Raw genomic sequence first — 16,939 nt, 5'->3', positions numbered from 1 at the left:
CGGGACGCTAAGGGTGCCCTCATGGACGCGTCAATGGTTATGGACGTGACTGTTGTTCAGAAGACTGAACGGCGGCCTCTCCGGCGGCCGTTCCCGGACCTGTCCCCGCCGGTCGCGTCCGACGCGACCGGCGGGGACGCCCGCGTCCGTTACGGCTGGCCGTCGAGCCAGCTCATCCTGTGCCCGTAGAGCACGCGCTGGCAGTAGTCCGTCCCCGCCGGGTCGGCGGTGTCGGGGTTCGCCGTGCAGTCGGCCGCCGCCCCCGGACGGTGCTCGGAGAGGGACCACAGCCGGCCCGCACCGTGCTCGATGTAGAGGTCCTCCGGCCCCCGGGCGGTCTTGATGGCCTGCCCCTTCTGGATCAGCTGTCCGTTGCTCCAGTTGTAACGCCAGAGGTTGCCCGGCTCGTCCGTGCCCTTCGACTCGTTCACGTAGAGCGTGCCCTTGTACGCTGCCGCGCCCTGGGCGCCGCCGTTGGCCAGCGGCAGGTAGTTGGCCCAGCCCTCCGCGGTCACGTCGGCCGAGCGTCCCTCCAGGGCCGCGACCGGGTACGAGGCGATCCGGCCGGTGGACGGGTAGCCGCTCGCCGGCCGGCAGTACTCGCCCATGAGCAGGCGGTCGGGGGTGGCGTCGCGGTCCAGCGAGATGTAGGACGCCTTCGGGGCGCCGGTGGAGACGCAGGCGTAGGAAGGGCTCTTGGGGTTGCTCTGCGGCGCCTTGAACTTCCACGCGGCGACCTGCGGCATCACGTAGCGGTATCCGAAGCTGTACCAGACGTTGCTGTGCCGGCCGACCTTCGTCTTGACCTCGACGTTGGCGGTGGTCTTCACACCGTCGGTGTCGGTCCCCATCACGTCGTGGGTGGTGGGGTCGCCGTCCGGGTCCAGGTCCAGGATGTAGCGCATGTCGAAGACGCGCAGGCCGTTACGGGTGTCCGCGACGTACAGGTAGTTGCCGTACCAGACGATCCCGCCGGCGTGGACGCCCTTCTGGATCGGGTACTCGGCCGAGTGCAGCCCGTCGAATGAGACGTGGTCGGCGGAGTTCACGTACGTCCAGCCCAGCAGGACGTGCCGGTACTTGACCTCCTCGCCGCCGGTGACCGGGTTGGTGCGCTTCTGTACGAAGGTGAGCCGGACGCCCTTCTGGTTGCAGGCGTCGTTCGCCTCCAGCTCGGCCGCGGTGCAGTCGCCGGTCGCCGGGTCCGGGTCGGTCTCCCGGCCCGGGTCCCAGCCGTCGTAGGAGGCGAACAGCTGGATGTTGCGGGCTTCGCCCCACGCCTCGTCGGCCTGGGCGTCGGAGACGCCGGTGATGCCCTGGGGGATCCACTCGCGGGAGGCCGAGTCGTCGTTCTGCAGGCAGTACTTGATGTCGGGGTTCGGCGCGGTGCCGAACGGGTCGCGGGAGCACCACGGCTCGACGGTGCGGTTCGCTTCGGCCAGGAGTTTCTGCACGCCGCCCGAACCGGGCAGCACGGAGGCCAGTCGGGTGACCCGTGTGGTGGTCTCGGCGTTCAGCGCGCCGGGCGCCATGGTGAAGTCGCCGGGCGAGGCCGCGCCGCCGGGCGCGGTCCAGGCGGAGGCCGTGAACGGCGAGGCGGTGCCCTCGGTGGCGCGGGGCTCCTGGGTCCAGGTCTCGGGGAGGCCCGGAACGTCCTCCGCCTGGGCCGGCGCCGCGAGGCCGGTGAACGCGAGCGAGGCCGCGGCGGCTGCCGTGAGCCACGCGCGACGGATGCGCCTTGTGGGCATGTGGAAGTGCCTCCGTTGTCGAGGTGTCAGAGAAGTCGAACGGAGGCTTCCAGAACGTTTGAGCGAAAAGCAAACCTGACCCTCTCGTCGGCAACGGTACGCGAGCAGGGTGCAGTTGGGTGCGAACCGGGCATAACGTGAGCTCTCGCGTCGGCCCGGACGCCGAACCGTGAGGGGCGGGTGAAGGTTGCCGAGAGATCCGGTGCGCGCCGCCGGAAAGAAAATTCCTGGACGGCTGTCACGGCAGGACGCCCCCTGCTCCACCGACGCCGAGCGTGCCGCCCTCGCCTTGGTGGAGGCCACCTTCCAGCCCGACCCGTTCACCCGGACGGCGAGGCATCGTCACTCCCTACGACAAGGCCCCTGCCGGCTGCATCGCCGCACTCAGTGCTGTCCCCCGGCCCAGTACGCGGCCCGCACGTTCCCCTCCGCGAAGTCCCGGCGCGGCAGGCGCAGGCCGAGGGACTCCTCCAAGGCGTGGAAGTACAGCTCGAACGTGCTGGTCAGTTCGGGATGGTCCAGCTCGGCACGGCGCAGGGCCCGGTTGAGGAAGTCCAGCTCGCCGCCCCGCAGGTAGGGGGCGCGGCCGCGCTCGTACCAGATCAGCTCCAGTACGTCCCAGCCGTCGTCGACGCGGCGACCGTCCCGCATGTAGTCGAAGGTGTAGATGGCCTTCGCGGAGGTGGCGGACAGCCATACGCTCTCCTTGATGCCGAGCGCCGCGTACGCCTCCTTGTCGGCGAAGGACCCTGGTGGCGTCTCGTGGTGCAGCAGGAACGTCCACCCACCCGCCTGCCCGAAACAGCAACTCTCCCACTGGCGGTCCCCGTAGGTCCGGCCGCCGTCCACGGCCCGCAGGTCCTTCAGGCGCGTACCGGCCGCGATCTGCGCGGGATCGGCCCCGTACAGCAGGGCCAGCCGCTCGGCGTCGACGGTCCGCCCGGGCGCCGCGCGGAAGAAGGCAAGCGTCGTGTACGGGTCCTGGTCGCGCCAGGACCCGGCTATCCAGGCGAGCCCCTCCAGCGGGTCGCGCCCGCACGCCTCGACCGCCCCCGTGTCGTCCAGGCCGCCGCCGCGGAACCGTCCGCCCCACGCCGGATCGATCCGGTCCAGTGCGTCGGCCACCTCCTCGGGGCCGCCGCAGCGCCGCCGTATCGCGGCCTCGGCGATCAGGTAGAGCGCCTGCTCGAGATCGCGAGTCGTGAAGACCTCCTGGTAGGGGCCGTGACGACCACGGACCGTGCCGTCCTCGTCCAGCAGCAGACACAGGCCGTCGTCCTCCGCCTCCCCGGCCCGCTCGGCCCGCTCGACGCACTCCTCGAGCTCGTCCTCCGAGCGCGCCACGGGCGGCAGCCCGACCCCGTCGAGCAGGGCGTGTCGCGCGGCCGTCCGCTGCCAGGCCTCCGCGAGCGCCCGCTTGGTGATCTCCATGGCGTCAATATAGGAAAGGGCACTGACAACCGGCCGAACCCGCCGCCCGGTCGAGAACTCGGCCACCCGGCCACTCGGGGCCGGTACGGCCCTCGCACCTATGGCAACGGGCGTCACTCCCTCTTCCACGGCCGGAGCTTCTCGGGGTTGAGCACGGCCCAGATCCGTCGGATCCTGCCGTCCGCGATGTCGAACGCGTACACCGACAGGACGACGCCGTCCAGATGGGCTGCCAGACCGGGCTGACCGTTGACCGTGCACTCCCGGACCGCCAGCCGGCCCGGGCGGGTCCGGGCGGCGAAGAAGCGGGCGATCTGCTCGGCGCCCTCGATCGGGTGGAGCCGCGCCGTGACGAGTCCGCCACCGTCCCCGACGGCGGTGGCGTCGGGGTCGAGCAGGCCGATGAGGGCGTTGATGTCCTTGGCCTGCCACGCCAGATTGAACTCCCTGACGACACGGGCCCGCTGGGCCTTCGGCGACAAGGGAGCCCGTGAGGCGTCGACGCGGCGGCGGGCCGAGGTCGCCAACTGGCGGCAGGCCGCCGGGGTGCGGCCGACGATGTCGGCCACTTCGGAGAAGGGATAGCGGAAGACGTCGTGGAGGACGAACGCCACGCGCTCCGCCGGGGTCATCGACTCCAGCACGACGAGGAAGGCCATGCCGACCGACTCGTCGAGCGTGACGCGATCGGCCGGATCGGCCGTGCTGTCGTCCATCGCGCCGGCGGGCCACTCGGTGCGCGCGGGCAGCGGCTCGGGGACCCATTCCCCCACGTAACGCTCCCGCCGCGTCCTTGCCGAGCGAAGTACGTCGAGACAGATACGGCCGGCGACCTTGGTCAGCCATCCCTCGGGGGACGCCACCGCCCCCTGCTGCCGCCGGGACATCGCGTACCAGCGGGTGTACGTCTCCTGGACCACGTCCTCGGCCTCGGCCAGGGAGCCCAGCATCCGGTAGGCGAGGTTGATCAGCCGGCGGCGTTCACCCGTGAGCGTGCTCGGCATCGGGTCGAGTCGGCCGTCCTGCGGCGCGGTCGAACTGGACGTCATGGTCGTGAGGCTCCCTCGGTCGGATCTTCCCCCACCTCCCTGACGAGACAGCGCCCCGAAATGTGAGATCGGCGCCTCGCCTCACATTCCGCCGGGTCGTCTCGTCATACCGGCAACGGAACGCGACGGAAGCGGGCGGAGGCACACCGGCATGGAACCCGTGAGCGTCGCGGTCGTCCACTGCGGCGCCGGCACGTACGTCCGGCTCCGCAAGGGGGCCGAGACGGTCCCGCCGCCCGGCCCCGTCCCGCAGCACACCCCGACCGAAGGAGTTACGCGATGACCACCCACGAGTCCGAGGTACGGGCGCTCCTGGCGAGCCGCGCCGACGCCCAGCAGACCAAGGACATCGACCGGCTCATGTCGTTCTACGCCGCCGACGCCGTCTACTACGACGTCGTCCCCCCGCTGCGGTTCACGGGAACCGACGAGATCCGGCGCAACTTCCTGCGCTGGTTCGACGGATACATCGGCCCCATCAGCCTGGAGACGCACGACCTCACCCTCGCGACCAGCGGGGACACCGCGTTCGCGCACATGCTCCATCTGGACTCGGGAGAGCGCAAGGGTGGGCTCCAGGCCTCGATATGGGTACGGGAGAGCGTCTGCCTCCAGCGCTCGAACGGAACGTGGTCGATCACGCACGAGCACGTCTCGATTCCGATCGACCCGGCGACCATGACGGTCTGGCTCCCGTCCGGCAAGGACCAGGTCGCCTGACCCTCGGCCTGCCGAAGGCGTTCACGCATGGAATTCACAGTGAGGAGCATCCACCATGGTCACCAGCGGTTCGGAAGCCACTGCCGCGCATCGGGGAGAACGAGGGAACCCACGCGGACGAGCGACGTTCATGAGGTTCGCCGCGGCATCGCTCGCCGCAGTCGCGGTCGGAGTCTGGGCGGTTGACAGCGCGAATGCCGGAACCCCGGAAAGGGAGCGTGTCGAGGTTCTCGAACTCAAGGTTCGGAACGATCAGTACACGGCTGCCGATCTCGGCCCCGCGGGACCGAGCTTGGGCGATATGGACGTGTACTCCGGCACTGCGGTGAGGGACGGACGCAGTGTCGGACGTGGGGGCGGGTCCTGCCAGGTCATTCACGTGGAGGGCGAAGAACTCACGTCGCAGTGCCTGATCACGATGGAGATGGAGCAGGGCTCTCTGACGATGCAGTCATTGTGGACGAAGGGCGCGGCCTCCCTCGACATGGCCATCACCGGCGGTACGGGCGTTTACCGCGGCGCGCGGGGCATCGCCCGCTTCTGGGACATCGCGACGCCGAACGAGAGGGCGCGGCTCGAGATCCTGAGCTGAGAGCTGAGAGCTGAGATCTGAGAGCTGAGAGGGCGGCGCACCCCGACGTGGTGTCGGGGTGCGCCGCCCTCTCCGGCGTCCGGAATCACTCGGCCGGAGTCAGTTCGCCCGGATCGCTCGCCCGCAATCAGTCCTGGGCCACGAGCCGCACCGCGAGCACCACGATCAGCGTGCTCGACGCGAGCGCCGTGGCCAGCCGGCCGCGCGAGCCGGTCAGGGTCCGGCCGAGGAGGGTGCCGCCCAGGGCGAGGAGGAGCTGCCAGCTCGCGGAGGCCGCGAGGGCCGCGAGGACGAAGGCGGTGCGGTCGGGCAGGGTCGCGGGGGCCGAGGGGCCCGTCGCGAGGACGAGGGCGGCGAAGTAGACCACCGTCATGGGGTTGAGGATCGTGATGCCCAGGAAGGTGAGGAACGCGCGGCCCGGGGTGAGGGTGGTCCCGTCGTCGCGGGACGCGAGCCCGCCCGAGCGGTGGGCGGCGAGCGCCGCCCACGCGGCCCGTACGGCGAGCGTCGCGAGGACGAGGGCGGAGGCCCACCGGAACGGGGTCATCACGGGGGTGAGCACCGGGACGAGCGCGGAGCCGCCCGCGACGGCCAGGAGCGCGTACACCCCGTCGGCCGCGGCGACGCCGAGGGCCGCGCCGGCCCCCGTACGCCAGCCGGTGCGGGCCGTGACGGCCACCAGGTAGGCGCCGACGGCGCCGACCGGGATCGCGATGCCGTAGCCGGCCAGCAGGCCGGCCACCACCGCGGCGGTCACGCGACGGCGGTGATCACGCCTCCGGGGAATCCGGGCTGCTGCTGTCGGCGGTAGGCCGAGCCGTCCTTCGTACGGGCGAGGAAGCCGCCCACCACGAGGTACCGCCGGAGGGCCGGGAAGTCCTCGTGCACGGTCAACAGGGCTTGGTTGACCTCGGGTTCGCGATACTCACGGCCGGTCTCGAAGAGCGTCTCGGTGAGGTGCGCGAGAAGCGCCTCGCGGCGGGCGGGCCTGCGCGGGATCGCCTTGAGGCGCCCGTCGGCGGAGAAGAGGTCCGCGACGGGGCGGGACGGATGGCTGCTCATGGCGGTGAAGCCTGACGCCGGAAGCCCCCGTCCCGCAAAGGGTTTTCACTTGGGTTCGGGCCGGACCATGACGTTCACCGCTTCCTGCACGGTCGGCAGGACCGTCCGGGAGCCCTCGCGATCGAAGATCGGGCGGCCCTTCTCCATGAAGGCGCGGAAGTCGTCCTCGGAGTCCCAGAAGTCCACGACCCGCCACCCGCCGCTCCCGTCAGGACCGGCCGCGTGCGCGATGAACCCGGCCGGCGGGAACCACTCGGCGGCCATGAGCAGCCGCGTGGTCTCCTCGTACTGCTCCCGGGTGCCGCCGGGGATCTCGATCGTGACGATGACGGGCATGGAGATTGCTCCTGTACGTGGTGGGGGTACGCCTACGTGGGGGTACGGCGATCCCGACCAGCACAGCAGCGGGTACGGCGCCCCGCACGGCGACGCGGACCGAACGGGCGTGTTCGCCCGAGCGGCGTAACGGCCGTTGGGCACCGCCGACCAAGATCCATACGCTGACGCCCGACGCGCACCCGCGCGTCTTCCGCAAGACGACGAAGGCGAGCAACGCCCCCATGCCTATTCAGAAGTTGCGGCGCGTGTCCTGTTTCACCGCAGCGGCGACCGTACTGCTGACCGTCCTGGGGGCCACCCCGGTCGGCGCCGCCGACACCTGGCAGAGGGTGGGCGCCGACGCCCGCGGCGGCCTCAGCGGCCTCGCGTTCGCCTCCCGTACGGAGGACGGAACCGGCGTCCGCGCGCTGGCCGTGCACGACAACAAGCGGACCGGTCAGAAGCGCCTGTCCCTCGTCTCCCACGGGGAGGGCACCGCCGACGTCTCCCCGCTGACCTGGGACGGGCCGGAGCCCGTCGACCTCGAAGCCGTCGAGGCCGTCCCGGGGATGCCGGGCGAGTACATGGCGCTCGCCGCCCGCGGCATCGTCTACCGCCTGCACGTCAACGGCACGACGGCGGCGGTCGTCGACCACGCGCCGCTGCCGGCGATCGGCGAGGGCGACGACTTCGAGAGCTTCGCGCTCGTCGCCCGGAACGGGAAGACGGCTGCGCTGTGGGCGGACCGCGGGGCGGGTCCGGACCGCCCGGCCACGCTGTACGCGGCACCCCTCACGTTCGCCCCGTGGGGCCAGCCGCTGTTCGGCGGCGTGACGCGCCGCGCGTACCGGGCGCCGTACCCGACCGACGCCGCCACGCGGCACATCTCCGACATCTCGGTGACCGACTCGGGCCGGATCATCGTGAGTTCGGCGGCGGACGCCGGCGACGACGGCCCGTTCGACTCGGCGGTGAGCGAAGCGGGCCGGGTGACGGTCTCGGCGGCGGGCGGGGTCCGGGTCACGCTCACCGGGAAGCCGACGCTGCTCGACACGTTCCCCGGCTACAAGATCGAGGCGGTGGAGTGCCTGCCCGGCTCCACGGACGCCCTCCTCGGCACGGACGACGAGAACCTCGGAGGTTACGTACGCACCACGCCGTTCTGCGGGTCCTGACCCTCCCGACGCCGGGGCCGGCGGGGCGTCGGGGGGCGGCGGTGCCGGATCGACCTGCTGCTCACTGCTGCTCAAGCAGGCCGGCCGCCCCCGGGCCCTCCGGCCCCAGGGCACGGAGCACGGCCGGCAACCGCGGCGGATCGACCGGGTCCGGCAAAGCGGGCGAGAGCCACAGCAGCCGGCCGCCGGGTCGGTGACGACCCGCACGTTCACGCCGTGGCGCCGGTGTTTGCAGGAGTAGCCGGCCCGGCCGTCGCCGACCCGGTCGCACTCGGCGAGGGCCCGTCGAGCAGGACGAAGCCGGGTACGAGGACGACTCGCGCACCCTGTGGACGTACAGCAGCACCGACCGCACGTCATGGGCGTCCGCCGACCACGAACCGGGCACGTCCGAAGGGTGGACCGCTTGGCTTGAGCCGGTCACGTCATGTGATGCGGTGGCTGTCCCGGCAGAGTGGAATGCCAGGCGAGGACGGGGAGTTGAGGACGTCATGACCAAAGGCCCCGCCGCACCCCGCGCCCTGTCCGACGACGCGCTCTCCGAACTGCTGAGCACACAGCAGTTCGGCACCCTCGCCACGAACAAGCGCAGCGGACATCCCCACCTCACCACCATGCTCTACAGCTGGGACGCCGAAGAGCGCATCGTGCGGTTCTCCACCACGGCCGACCGCGTCAAGGTCAAACAACTCCGGCGTGACCCGCGCGCGGCCGTGCACGTCCCGGGCGGGAACGTGTGGTCGTTCGCCGTGGCCGAGGGCGAGGCGGAGGTCTCCGGGGTCACGGCCACACCGGGGGACGCGACCGGCCGAGAGCTGCTCGCGATGATCCCCGAGGCCGCCCGGCCGGCGGACGAGACCGCGTTCCTGGAGCAGCTTGTCGCCGAGCGCCGGGTGGTCATCCGCCTGAAGGTGTCACGGCTGTACGGGACGGCGCTCGACATCGACGGCTGAGCACTCCGCACACGACGCCCGGCACCTCGGTACCTCGGTACCTCGGTACCTCGGTACCTCGGCATCGAAGTGCCGAGGTACCGAGGTGTGTCTCACGCGCTCCCCGTACGTGGGCCCGTCGCGTACGCCAGCGGCGGCGCGACCGCCCGTACGTCGACCTGCTCCGCCACCCACAGTCCGATGAACAGCGCGGCGGTCGCCTCGAGCAGGCCGGCACGTTCGAGCCCGCCTCCGGCCACCGGCTCGCAGCCCACGTCCCGCACCAGCTCGTACGCCCGGGTGAGCGCCGCCTCGTCGTCCCCGCAGACCGGAACCGCGAGGGGCTGGCCGTCGAAGACCGGCGGGGTCATCCGCCACACGTCCTCGTGGCAGAGGTTGAACGCCTTGACGACCCGCGCACCCGGTGCCGCCGAGGCGAGTCGCAGCGCCGCCGAGGGGCCGCCTTCCGTCAGCAGCCGGAAGCCGGGCCCGACCGGATTGGCACAGTCGAGCAGGACCTTCCCGCTCAGCGCCGGCTGGATCTCCGCGACGACGGCCTCACCCGCGCCGTACGGCAGCGCGGCGAGGACCACCTCACCGAAGTCCCCCGCCGCGTGCAGACTCCCGTGCCGCGCGCCGCCCCCGATGCGTGTCGCGAGCCGTTGGGCCTTCCGCTCGTCCCGGCCTCCGACGAACACCTCGTGCCCGGCCCGCACCCAATGCGTGGACAGCGCGTCCGCCATGTTCCCCGTCCCCAGCACACCGATCCTCATCGATCCGCCCCTCTCCGCACTTGCTTCAACCGATTCCGGGACGACACTAGGAAACCCGTCAGGCACCATTCGGTACGTGACGACCGACGCCTTTCTCGCCGACTGCCGCGCCCGCCTCGCCTTCGACCTCCTCTCCCACACCTGGAACCCCGTGGTGCTCTGGGTCCTGCGGGACGGCCCCAGACGCCCGGGCGAACTCCGCGAGCGCATCGGCGGCATCAGCCCCAAGGTCCTGACCGAAACACTGCGGCGGCTGGAGTTCAACGGCCTGGTGGAACGACACCCCTATGCCGAAACCCCACCCCGCGTCGAGTACGAACTCACCTCGCTGGGAAAGACGTTGATCGGTCCGATCGATGCGCTCGGCGCCTGGGCCTTCGAGCACGGCGACGAGATCCTGGCCGCCCAGGATCGAAACAGCGGGTGAGTCGGGCGGGGGAGGCGCTTTGCCGCGTCACGGCAACGAGCGCGTGAGCCACACCACTTCTCCGCTGTCCTCCGTGGAGACGTGGTCCCGCTCGAACCCGAGCTTCTCAAGGACCCGGAGCGACGGCGTGTTCCACGTGCCGACGGTCGACCAGAGCCGTTTCCGTCCGGTCGCGACAGCGGCATCGAGCACCGCGCCGGCCGCCTCGGTGGCGTAGCCACGCCCGTGCGCACGCTGGAACAGCTCGTACGCGATTTCAGGCTCCTCCAGGGTGGAACGGCCGATGACCAAGCCGCAGTAGCCGATGAAGTCGCCTTCGACACGGCGCTGGATGGGCAGCAGGGCGATCCCCGTGGTCTCCGTCGCGGCGAGCAGCTCCGCGATGGACGCCCGGATGTGCTCAACCGTGGGGGCACCCTTGCCGCGCTCGGCGAGAAGGGAGCAGAACTCGGCGGCGTCCGACTCGGCCCACGGCCGGAGTATCAACCGCTCGGTCTCCAGGTGGAATGCCATCGTCTCGTATGTGGACATCCCCTTACTCTGCCCCACGGCCATCACGACGACAGGCGGAAACCTGTCGGGCATCCGGAGGTCGGTGGGGTCCTGGGGGTGGTCGTGTCTGATGGGCTTCTGGTGCGGCCGCCCCCGCACCGACGAAACCCTCCACCCCGAACGCACAGCCCGGAACTCCCAGGACAGCGAGGCCGGGACGTGCGGCGGAACCGGCCCCTCCCTGTACCTGCTCAGTAACAGAATCTCTCCGTAAGCGTGTTGAAGACGTTCCGCGAGCAGACTCTGCTCGCCAGCGGGAGTCGAGAGCGGCCCCGTACGGCCGACCACGGGGGAATCCACCATGAGCACTCACCACGTCAGCCGCCCGTACCAGAAGAGCCCCAGAGGCTGGAGGCCCTACGCCGTCGGGGCGGCCGTGGTCGCCGCGCTGCTCGCGTCCACGGCCTGCCAGTCGGGCGCGACGGGCTCGGCGAAGCCGACCGGCACGCCTTCCGCCAAGGCGACCGCCAAGCCGACCGACGCGCCTTCCTCCAAGCCGACCGACAAGCCTTCCGCGAAGCCGACCGTGACGCGCCCCAGGGGGACCGGCTCGCCGGAGCCCGACGACACCCCGGGCGGCGTCCCGGAGGGCAGCACCGCCATCGTCACCTGTACGCAGGAGCAACTCGCCGTCTCCTCCGAACTGGAGCCCCCGGACAGCAAGACGCCCCGGCACGTCCTCCTCACCGTCCAGAACGTCGGCGACAAGCAGTGCAACCTCTACCGCCACCCCCACGTGCGGCTCGGCGCCGACGCCCGGACCACCGTCCCCGCCATCAAGGACAGTGACCCGGACCCCGGCCGTCCCGTCACCCTCGATCCGGGCAAGGAGGGCTACGCCGCTCTGCTCGTCAGCGGCGGCGCCAGGGACGAGTACGAGGCGAAGAGCATCACCCTCACCCTCCAGGGCGGCAAGCCGGGCAGCCGTGCGGGCGGGCCGATCGACGTCCCCCTGCCCGTCTCCACGCTGTACGCCGACGACGGCCAGCTCGTCACCTACTGGACGACCGCCTCCGGCTACGCCCTGGACTTCATCATGTCGAGGTGACTGGGCGACTGGCTCTGATGCCGTGTTTCCATGGGCCCTGTGACTGCCGCCAAAGACAGGGCCCCCGCCCGCTTCAAGGACATCGCGCTCGACGCCCGGGACCATCACGCTCTGGCCGACTGGTGGTGCACGGCGTTGGGGTACGCACGGAAGGAGCCGAGCGACGGTACCGAGCGGCCGCTCGAGTGGCCGGTCCCCATCTTTGATCCGTCCGGGGCCGGCCCGTTGATCTGGCTCAATCCGGTGTCCGAAGGCAAGACGTGCAAGAACCGCATGCATCTTGACGTGTGGGGTGACCCCGACCGGCTCGTCGCCTTGGGAGCGACCGTGATCCGCGAGCGTGATCACGAGATCGACTGGCACGTTCTGGCCGACCCCGAGGGCAACGAGTTCTGCGTGTTCGCCGCCCAGGACGCCTCCCAGGACGCCGCCGGCTGAACAAAGGAGCGGCCGGCCGCTACGAACGCCGCTCCCAGTCGGTACGGGTGAGTTCGTACTCGACTTCGCCGTGCTCGGAGCCTTCGATCGCCTCCGGCCAGTCCCCCGTGAAGTTGCGGAGGAACGACAGACCCGCCTTCTCCATCACACGCCGGGACCCCGTGTTCACCGTCATCGTGTTCGCTGTCACCCGCTCCACGCCGAGGTCCGTGAATCCCTTGCGGATCAGGGCCCGTGATCCCTCGGTGGCGTAGCCACTGCCCCAGGCGGGCCTGTTCAGCCGGTAGCCGAGTTCCACGACGGCGGGGCTGTGGTCGTCCAGGGGGCGGAACTCGAACCAGCCCAGGAAGGTCCCGGTGTCCTTCTCCTGCGCGGCCCAGTAGCCACGGGTCCCGAAACACGGGTGGTCGTGGAGGAGCCTGGGCAAGGTCCGCGCCTGGATCGCCTCGCGGCTCGTGGGACGACCGCCGTTGATGAAGCGCATCACTTCCGGGTCGTTGTCCAGTGCGATCAGGTGGTCGACGTCGGCCTCGGTGAACGCGCGCAGCACGAGCCGATCGGTCTCCAGGAAGATGTCCATGCCGCGATCTTCACCACCGGCGGCAGGGATCGCCACCGGATATGCGCGGCAGACCGGCGGCTCGCCGGAGCAGGCCCTCGCACCCGGTGGGCGGGGCCGGCCCCCGCTCCCTCAGCGGTAGATCAGGAGTTCCTGTTCCGTCGCGCCCGTCAGTTCGTAGCGGGTGCGGACCAGGGGGCGGCCCGCGTAGATCCGGATCAGGGTGGACGCCTCGCCCCTGAAGGTCGCCGCCGGCCGGCCCTCCACCTCGTTCCCCAGGATCACCGGCGGCGCCGCGCGGTCGGCCAGGACGCCCGTCAGGCGCGGGGTCTCCCGTCTGCGGCTCGTCACCGAGAGGAGCGGGAGGGCCAGGTCCAGGCTGGGCCCGCAGTACGCGTCCGGTGCGCCGAAGGCCTCCCGTACGTCTCCCGCGTGGACCCATTCGCCGAGCGCGACGGCGTCGAGCCGGCCGTCCTCGCGCCCCGCGATGACCGGGCCCGCCTCCGTCAGGCCGCGTTCCAGTTCGTCGAGGATCCGGCCGAGCGGCCAGTCCTCGCGTTCGGCGACGTCGCACGCGTTCGCCTCCGGCAGGAACACGCCCTCCTCCAGGCGGTCCTCGACGATCCGGACGAGGGCCGCCCCGCAGTGGGCGAGGACCTGCCTCGCCGTCCAACCGGGGCACGCGGTGCGGAGCTCGTACGCCTCCTCCGGCGTGCGGCGGAGGAGCGGCATCAGCAGGTCTCGCTCCGTCCGCAGCAGGCGGTCCGGGAGCCACGGGTCCCGGACCTCGTCGTCCGTACAGTGCGTAGGCATCAGTAGCGGTAGTGGTCCGGCTTGTACGGGCCCTCCACCGGGACCCCGATGTACGACGCCTGCTCGGGGCGGAGGGTGGTCAGCCTGACGCCGAGGGCGTCGAGGTGGAGCCTCGCGACCTTCTCGTCCAGGTGCTTCGGCAGCGTGTACACGCCCACCGGGTACTCCTCCGGCTTCGTGAACAGTTCGATCTGCGCGAGGGTCTGGTCGGCGAAGGAGTTCGACATGACGAAGGACGGGTGGCCGGTCGCGTTGCCGAGGTTGAGGAGGCGGCCCTCCGACAGGACGATGACGGCCTTGCCGTCCTCGAACGTCCACGTGTGGACCTGCGGCTTGACCTCGTCCTTCACGATCCCGGGGATCGCCGCCAGGCCGGCCATGTCGATCTCGTTGTCGAAGTGGCCGATGTTGCCGACGATCGCCTGGTGCTTCATCCTCGCGATGTCGGACGCCATGATGATGTCCTTGTTGCCCGTGGTCGTGATGAAGATGTCCGCCGTCTCGATCACGTCCTCCAGGGTCGCCACCTGGTAGCCGTCCATCGCCGCCTGGAGCGCGCAGATCGGGTCGATCTCGGTGACGATGACGCGGGCGCCCTGACCCCGGAGTGACTCCGCCGAACCCTTGCCGACATCCCCGTAACCGCACACCACCGCCGTCTTGCCGCCGATGAGGACGTCGGTGGCGCGGTTGATGCCGTCGATGAGGGAGTGGCGGCAGCCGTACTTGTTGTCGAACTTCGACTTCGTCACGGCGTCGTTCACGTTGATCGCCGGGAAGAGCAGCGCGCCCTCGCGGTGCATCTCGTACAGGCGGTGGACGCCGGTCGTGGTCTCCTCCGTGACGCCATGGATGGAGGCGGCGATCGTTCCCCAGTCCAGGGTGGTGTTCCGCAGCAGTTCCAGGATGACCCGGTGCTCGTCGTTGTCCGCCGTCGACGGGTCCGGGACCTCGCCCGCCTTCTGGTACTCCACACCCTTGTGGACGAGGAGCGTCGCGTCCCCGCCGTCGTCGAGAATCATGTTCGGGCCGCCGGTGGGTGTGTTGGGCCAGGTCAGCGCCTGCTCCGTACACCACCAGTACTCCTCCAGGGTCTCGCCCTTCCAGGCGAAGACCGGGATGCCGGCGGCGGCGATCGCGGCGGCCGCGTGGTCCTGGGTGGAGTAGATGTTGCAGGACACCCAGCGGACCTCGGCGCCGAGCGCGACCAGCGTCTCGATGAGGACGGCCGTCTGTACGGTCATGTGGAGGGAGCCGGTGATACGAGCCCCGGCGAGCGGCCGGGCCGTCGCGTACTCCCTCCGGATCGACATCAGGCCCGGCATCTCGTGCTCGGCGAGGGTGATCTCCTTGCGGCCGAAGTCGGCCAGGGAGATGTCCGCCACCTTGTAGTCGGTGAATGCGGCGTCATGGAACTCAGACATGGACAACGCTCCTTGCGCTCATGATGGTTCGGTGGATTTCCAGGGCCGCCGTCGACCTGTTCAGCGTGATGTGGTGCAGTCCCGGCGCCCCCTCGTCGAGCAGCCGCAGGCCCATCCGCGTCGCGTGCTCGACGCCGACGCGGTACGCGGCCGCCGGGTCGTCCTTCGCCGCCTCCAGGCGGTGTGCCAGGTCCTCCGGGAAGGCCGCGTCGCTCAGCTCGGCGAAGCGGCGGATCTGGCGGACGTCCGTCGCCGGCATGATCTCCGGGATGATCGGGGTGTCGCAGCCGGCTGCCGCGACCCGGTCCCGCAGCCGCAGGTAGTCCTCCGGATCGAAGAACATCTGCGTGATGGCGTAGTCCGCGCCCGCCCTGCACTTGGCGACGAAGTGCGCCAGGTCGCTCGCCGTGTCGAACGACCTCGGATGGCCCTCCGGGAACGCCGCCACCCCGATCCGGAACTCGCCCAGCGAGCGGACCAGTTCCACGAGTTCGTACGCGTACGTGAAGCCCCGCGGGTGCGGTGTCCACGTGCCGCGCGGATCGCCCGGCGGGTCGCCGCGCAGGACGAGGACGTCCCGGACGCCGGCGTCCGCGTACGCGCCGATGACGGCCCGCAGTTCGGTGACCGAGTGGCCGACCGCCGTGAGGTGGGCGACCGGGCGCAGGGTCGTCTCGGCCGCGATCCGCTTGGTGACGTCGACGGTCCGGTCGCGGGACGAGCCGCCGGCGCCGTACGTCACGGAGACGAAGTCCGGGGACAGGGCCTCCACGCGGCGGATCGCGTCCCAGAGGGTCTGTTCTCCGCGCTCGCTCTTCGGTGGGAAGAACTCGAACGAGAACGTGGGCGGGCCGGGGTTCACAGGCGTCGGCCTCCCGCGTTGAAGTAGCTCGCCTCCGGGTGGTGGACGACGATCGCGTCCGTCGACTGCTCGGGGTGCAGCTGGTACTCCTCCGACAGCTCGACGCCGATCCGCTCCGGGCGCAGGAGGGCGGCGATCTTCGCCCGGTCCTCCAGGTCGGGGCAGGCCGGGTAGCCGAGGGAGTAGCGGCAGCCCTGATACTCGGTGCGGAGCATGCCGTCCAGGCCGGCGGGGTCCGCCGAGCCGATGCCCCAGTCGGCGCGCACCCGGGCGTGCCAGTACTCGGCGAGCGCCTCGGCCAACTGCACGGAAAGGCCGTGGAGTTCGAGGTAGTCCCGGTAGGCGTCGGCGGCGAAGAGGCGTGCCGTCTCCTCGCCGATCCGGGAGCCGACGGTGACGACCTGAAGGGCTACGGCGTCGACCTCGCCGGAGTCCTCGGCGCGGTGGAAGTCGGCCAGGCAGAGGCGGCGGCCCCGCTGCTGGCGGGGGAAGGAGAAGCGGGTCCGCTCGCCTCCGTCCTCGTCCAGGACGATCAGGTCGTCGCCCTTGGAGACGCAGGGGAACCAGCCGTGGACCACGGCTGCTTCGACCAGGTTCTCGTGTTCGATGCGGTCGAGCAGGGCGCGCAGGCGCGGTCGGCCCTCCGTCTCGATGGTCTCGGCGTCCTTCAGGCCCCACTGGCCCTTGAAGAGGGCGCCCTCGTCGAGCCAGGGGGCGTATTCGGCGAGCGGGATGTCCTTGACGACCCTGGTCCCGAGGAAGGGGGGTTCGGGTACGGGGTTGTCGGCGGCGACGTCGGAGCGGCCGGCCGGTTCGGGCTCCCGGACCTCCGGGGCCACCGGCGTCTCGCGCTTGGGTACGCGGCGGGGCTTGAGCGGCGGGAGTACGGCCCCGGGCACGCCCCTCTTGACGCCCATGAGCGCGTCCATGAGGCGCAGGCCCTCGAAGGCGTCGCGGGCGTACCGCACCTCGCCCTGGTAGATCTCGTACAGGTCCTGTTCGACGTACGCCCTGGT

At 70.9% G+C, this 16,939-nt stretch carries 21 protein-coding genes and 1 pseudogene; 8 read left to right on the top strand and 14 right to left on the bottom strand.

Annotation, left to right across the window (positions count from 1 at the left end):
- Positions 1-149: 149 nt before the first annotated feature.
- The 3 genes from ACFWUY_RS21765 to sigJ all read right to left on the bottom strand — a co-directional run bounded on the left by ACFWUY_RS21765 (position 150) and on the right by sigJ (position 4,228).
- Complete coding sequence (locus ACFWUY_RS21765) at positions 150-1,748, bottom strand: hypothetical protein (RefSeq protein ID WP_384111088.1); 1,599 nt, start codon at positions 1,746-1,748, stop codon at positions 150-152.
- A gap of 384 nt (positions 1,749-2,132) precedes the next feature.
- A complete protein-coding gene (locus tag ACFWUY_RS21760) occupies positions 2,133-3,179 on the bottom strand; it encodes a hypothetical protein (protein WP_384111085.1) in 1,047 nt (348 codons plus the stop codon).
- Positions 3,180-3,292: 113 nt separating this feature from the next.
- Positions 3,293-4,228 (bottom strand): RNA polymerase sigma factor SigJ, encoded by a 936-nt coding sequence (sigJ, locus tag ACFWUY_RS21755; RefSeq protein ID WP_384111082.1) that lies wholly within the window; start codon positions 4,226-4,228, stop codon positions 3,293-3,295.
- A gap of 151 nt (positions 4,229-4,379) precedes the next feature.
- Here sigJ and ACFWUY_RS21750 point away from each other — a divergent pair, with 151 nt between their 5' ends.
- The 3 genes from ACFWUY_RS21750 to ACFWUY_RS21740 are packed head-to-tail and all read left to right on the top strand — an operon-like array spanning position 4,380 to position 5,540.
- Entirely contained in the window at positions 4,380-4,511 is a 132-nt protein-coding gene (locus ACFWUY_RS21750; protein ID WP_384111079.1) for a hypothetical protein, read from the top strand.
- The gene (locus ACFWUY_RS21745) at positions 4,508-4,948 is read left to right on the top strand and encodes a YybH family protein (RefSeq protein ID WP_384111076.1); all 441 of its coding nucleotides are present in this window, start codon (positions 4,508-4,510) and stop codon (positions 4,946-4,948) included. Before ACFWUY_RS21750 ends, ACFWUY_RS21745 begins: the two co-directional genes overlap by 4 nt.
- A gap of 55 nt (positions 4,949-5,003) precedes the next feature.
- On the top strand, positions 5,004-5,540 hold the full coding sequence (locus ACFWUY_RS21740) for a hypothetical protein (RefSeq protein ID WP_384111073.1): 537 nt from the start codon (positions 5,004-5,006) through the stop codon (positions 5,538-5,540).
- 127 nt (positions 5,541-5,667) lie between these two features.
- Here ACFWUY_RS21740 and ACFWUY_RS21735 read toward each other — a convergent pair whose 3' ends face one another.
- Genes ACFWUY_RS21735 through ACFWUY_RS21725 form a run of 3 tightly spaced genes read right to left on the bottom strand, consistent with a single transcriptional unit; the run spans position 5,668 to position 6,938 of the window.
- Complete coding sequence (locus ACFWUY_RS21735) at positions 5,668-6,297, bottom strand: LysE family transporter (RefSeq protein WP_384111070.1); 630 nt, start codon at positions 6,295-6,297, stop codon at positions 5,668-5,670.
- On the bottom strand, positions 6,294-6,602 hold the full coding sequence (locus tag ACFWUY_RS21730; RefSeq protein ID WP_384111067.1) for a DUF2087 domain-containing protein: 309 nt from the start codon (positions 6,600-6,602) through the stop codon (positions 6,294-6,296). Before ACFWUY_RS21730 ends, ACFWUY_RS21735 begins: the two co-directional genes overlap by 4 nt.
- 45 nt (positions 6,603-6,647) lie before the next feature.
- Positions 6,648-6,938, bottom strand: coding sequence for a hypothetical protein (locus tag ACFWUY_RS21725; RefSeq protein WP_384111063.1), 291 nt, complete (start codon positions 6,936-6,938; stop codon positions 6,648-6,650).
- A 248-nt stretch (positions 6,939-7,186) separates the two neighbouring features.
- On the opposite strand from ACFWUY_RS21725, the gene ACFWUY_RS21720 reads away from it, so the two are divergent.
- A complete protein-coding gene (locus ACFWUY_RS21720; RefSeq protein ID WP_384111060.1) occupies positions 7,187-8,095 on the top strand; it encodes a hypothetical protein in 909 nt (302 codons plus the stop codon).
- A 151-nt stretch (positions 8,096-8,246) separates the two neighbouring features.
- Here ACFWUY_RS21720 and ACFWUY_RS21715 read toward each other — a convergent pair.
- Positions 8,247-8,400: pseudogene (locus ACFWUY_RS21715) on the bottom strand (IS5/IS1182 family transposase); the annotation flags it as partial.
- A 186-nt stretch (positions 8,401-8,586) separates the two neighbouring features.
- On the opposite strand from ACFWUY_RS21715, the gene ACFWUY_RS21710 reads away from it, so the two are divergent.
- Positions 8,587-9,048 (top strand): pyridoxamine 5'-phosphate oxidase family protein, encoded by a 462-nt coding sequence (locus ACFWUY_RS21710; protein WP_384111057.1) that lies wholly within the window; start codon positions 8,587-8,589, stop codon positions 9,046-9,048.
- Positions 9,049-9,140: 92 nt separating this feature from the next.
- Here ACFWUY_RS21710 and ACFWUY_RS21705 read toward each other — a convergent pair whose 3' ends face one another.
- Positions 9,141-9,800: an NADPH-dependent F420 reductase gene (locus tag ACFWUY_RS21705; protein ID WP_384111054.1), complete on the bottom strand. Its 660-nt coding sequence runs from the start codon at positions 9,798-9,800 to the stop codon at positions 9,141-9,143.
- A gap of 76 nt (positions 9,801-9,876) precedes the next feature.
- Here ACFWUY_RS21705 and ACFWUY_RS21700 point away from each other — a divergent pair, with 76 nt between their 5' ends.
- The gene (locus ACFWUY_RS21700) at positions 9,877-10,227 is read left to right on the top strand and encodes a winged helix-turn-helix transcriptional regulator (RefSeq protein WP_384111052.1); all 351 of its coding nucleotides are present in this window, start codon (positions 9,877-9,879) and stop codon (positions 10,225-10,227) included.
- A gap of 27 nt (positions 10,228-10,254) precedes the next feature.
- On the opposite strand, the gene ACFWUY_RS21695 is transcribed toward ACFWUY_RS21700, so the two are convergent.
- Positions 10,255-10,758, bottom strand: a complete 504-nt coding sequence (locus ACFWUY_RS21695) for a GNAT family N-acetyltransferase (protein ID WP_384111355.1) — start codon at positions 10,756-10,758, stop codon at positions 10,255-10,257.
- A gap of 322 nt (positions 10,759-11,080) precedes the next feature.
- Here ACFWUY_RS21695 and ACFWUY_RS21690 point away from each other — a divergent pair, with 322 nt between their 5' ends.
- Both ACFWUY_RS21690 and ACFWUY_RS21685 read left to right on the top strand, forming a co-directional pair.
- On the top strand, positions 11,081-11,827 hold the full coding sequence (locus ACFWUY_RS21690) for a DUF4232 domain-containing protein (protein ID WP_384111049.1): 747 nt from the start codon (positions 11,081-11,083) through the stop codon (positions 11,825-11,827).
- Between the two features lie 39 nt (positions 11,828-11,866).
- The gene (locus ACFWUY_RS21685; protein WP_384111047.1) at positions 11,867-12,265 is read left to right on the top strand and encodes a VOC family protein; all 399 of its coding nucleotides are present in this window, start codon (positions 11,867-11,869) and stop codon (positions 12,263-12,265) included.
- 19 nt (positions 12,266-12,284) lie between these two features.
- Here the strand turns inward: ACFWUY_RS21685 and ACFWUY_RS21680 are convergent, their stop codons facing one another.
- From ACFWUY_RS21680 to ACFWUY_RS21660, 5 genes are all read right to left on the bottom strand, one after another.
- Positions 12,285-12,845: a GNAT family N-acetyltransferase gene (locus ACFWUY_RS21680; RefSeq protein ID WP_384111044.1), complete on the bottom strand. Its 561-nt coding sequence runs from the start codon at positions 12,843-12,845 to the stop codon at positions 12,285-12,287.
- A 111-nt stretch (positions 12,846-12,956) separates the two neighbouring features.
- Positions 12,957-13,637 carry a maleylpyruvate isomerase family mycothiol-dependent enzyme gene (locus ACFWUY_RS21675; RefSeq protein WP_384111041.1) on the bottom strand — a complete coding sequence of 227 codons (681 nt, stop codon included), beginning with the start codon at positions 13,635-13,637 and terminating at the stop codon, positions 12,957-12,959.
- On the bottom strand, positions 13,637-15,061 hold the full coding sequence (ahcY, locus tag ACFWUY_RS21670) for an adenosylhomocysteinase (protein ID WP_384111038.1): 1,425 nt from the start codon (positions 15,059-15,061) through the stop codon (positions 13,637-13,639). The genes ACFWUY_RS21675 and ahcY overlap by 1 nt, the downstream gene beginning before the upstream one ends.
- Positions 15,054-15,923: a methylenetetrahydrofolate reductase [NAD(P)H] gene (gene metF, locus ACFWUY_RS21665; RefSeq protein WP_384111035.1), complete on the bottom strand. Its 870-nt coding sequence runs from the start codon at positions 15,921-15,923 to the stop codon at positions 15,054-15,056. The genes ahcY and metF overlap by 8 nt, the downstream gene beginning before the upstream one ends.
- On the bottom strand, positions 15,920-16,939 hold a 1,020-nt coding region (locus ACFWUY_RS21660), incomplete at its 5' end, for a vitamin B12 dependent-methionine synthase activation domain-containing protein (protein WP_384111032.1). The genes metF and ACFWUY_RS21660, both read right to left, overlap by 4 nt.

This window comes from Streptomyces sp. NPDC058664, assembly GCF_042716635.1.
In the GTDB taxonomy this organism is placed as follows: domain Bacteria; phylum Actinomycetota; class Actinomycetes; order Streptomycetales; family Streptomycetaceae; genus Streptomyces.
Note: the sequence above shows the minus strand (reverse complement) of the source record. Positions and strands in the feature narration are given on the sequence as shown.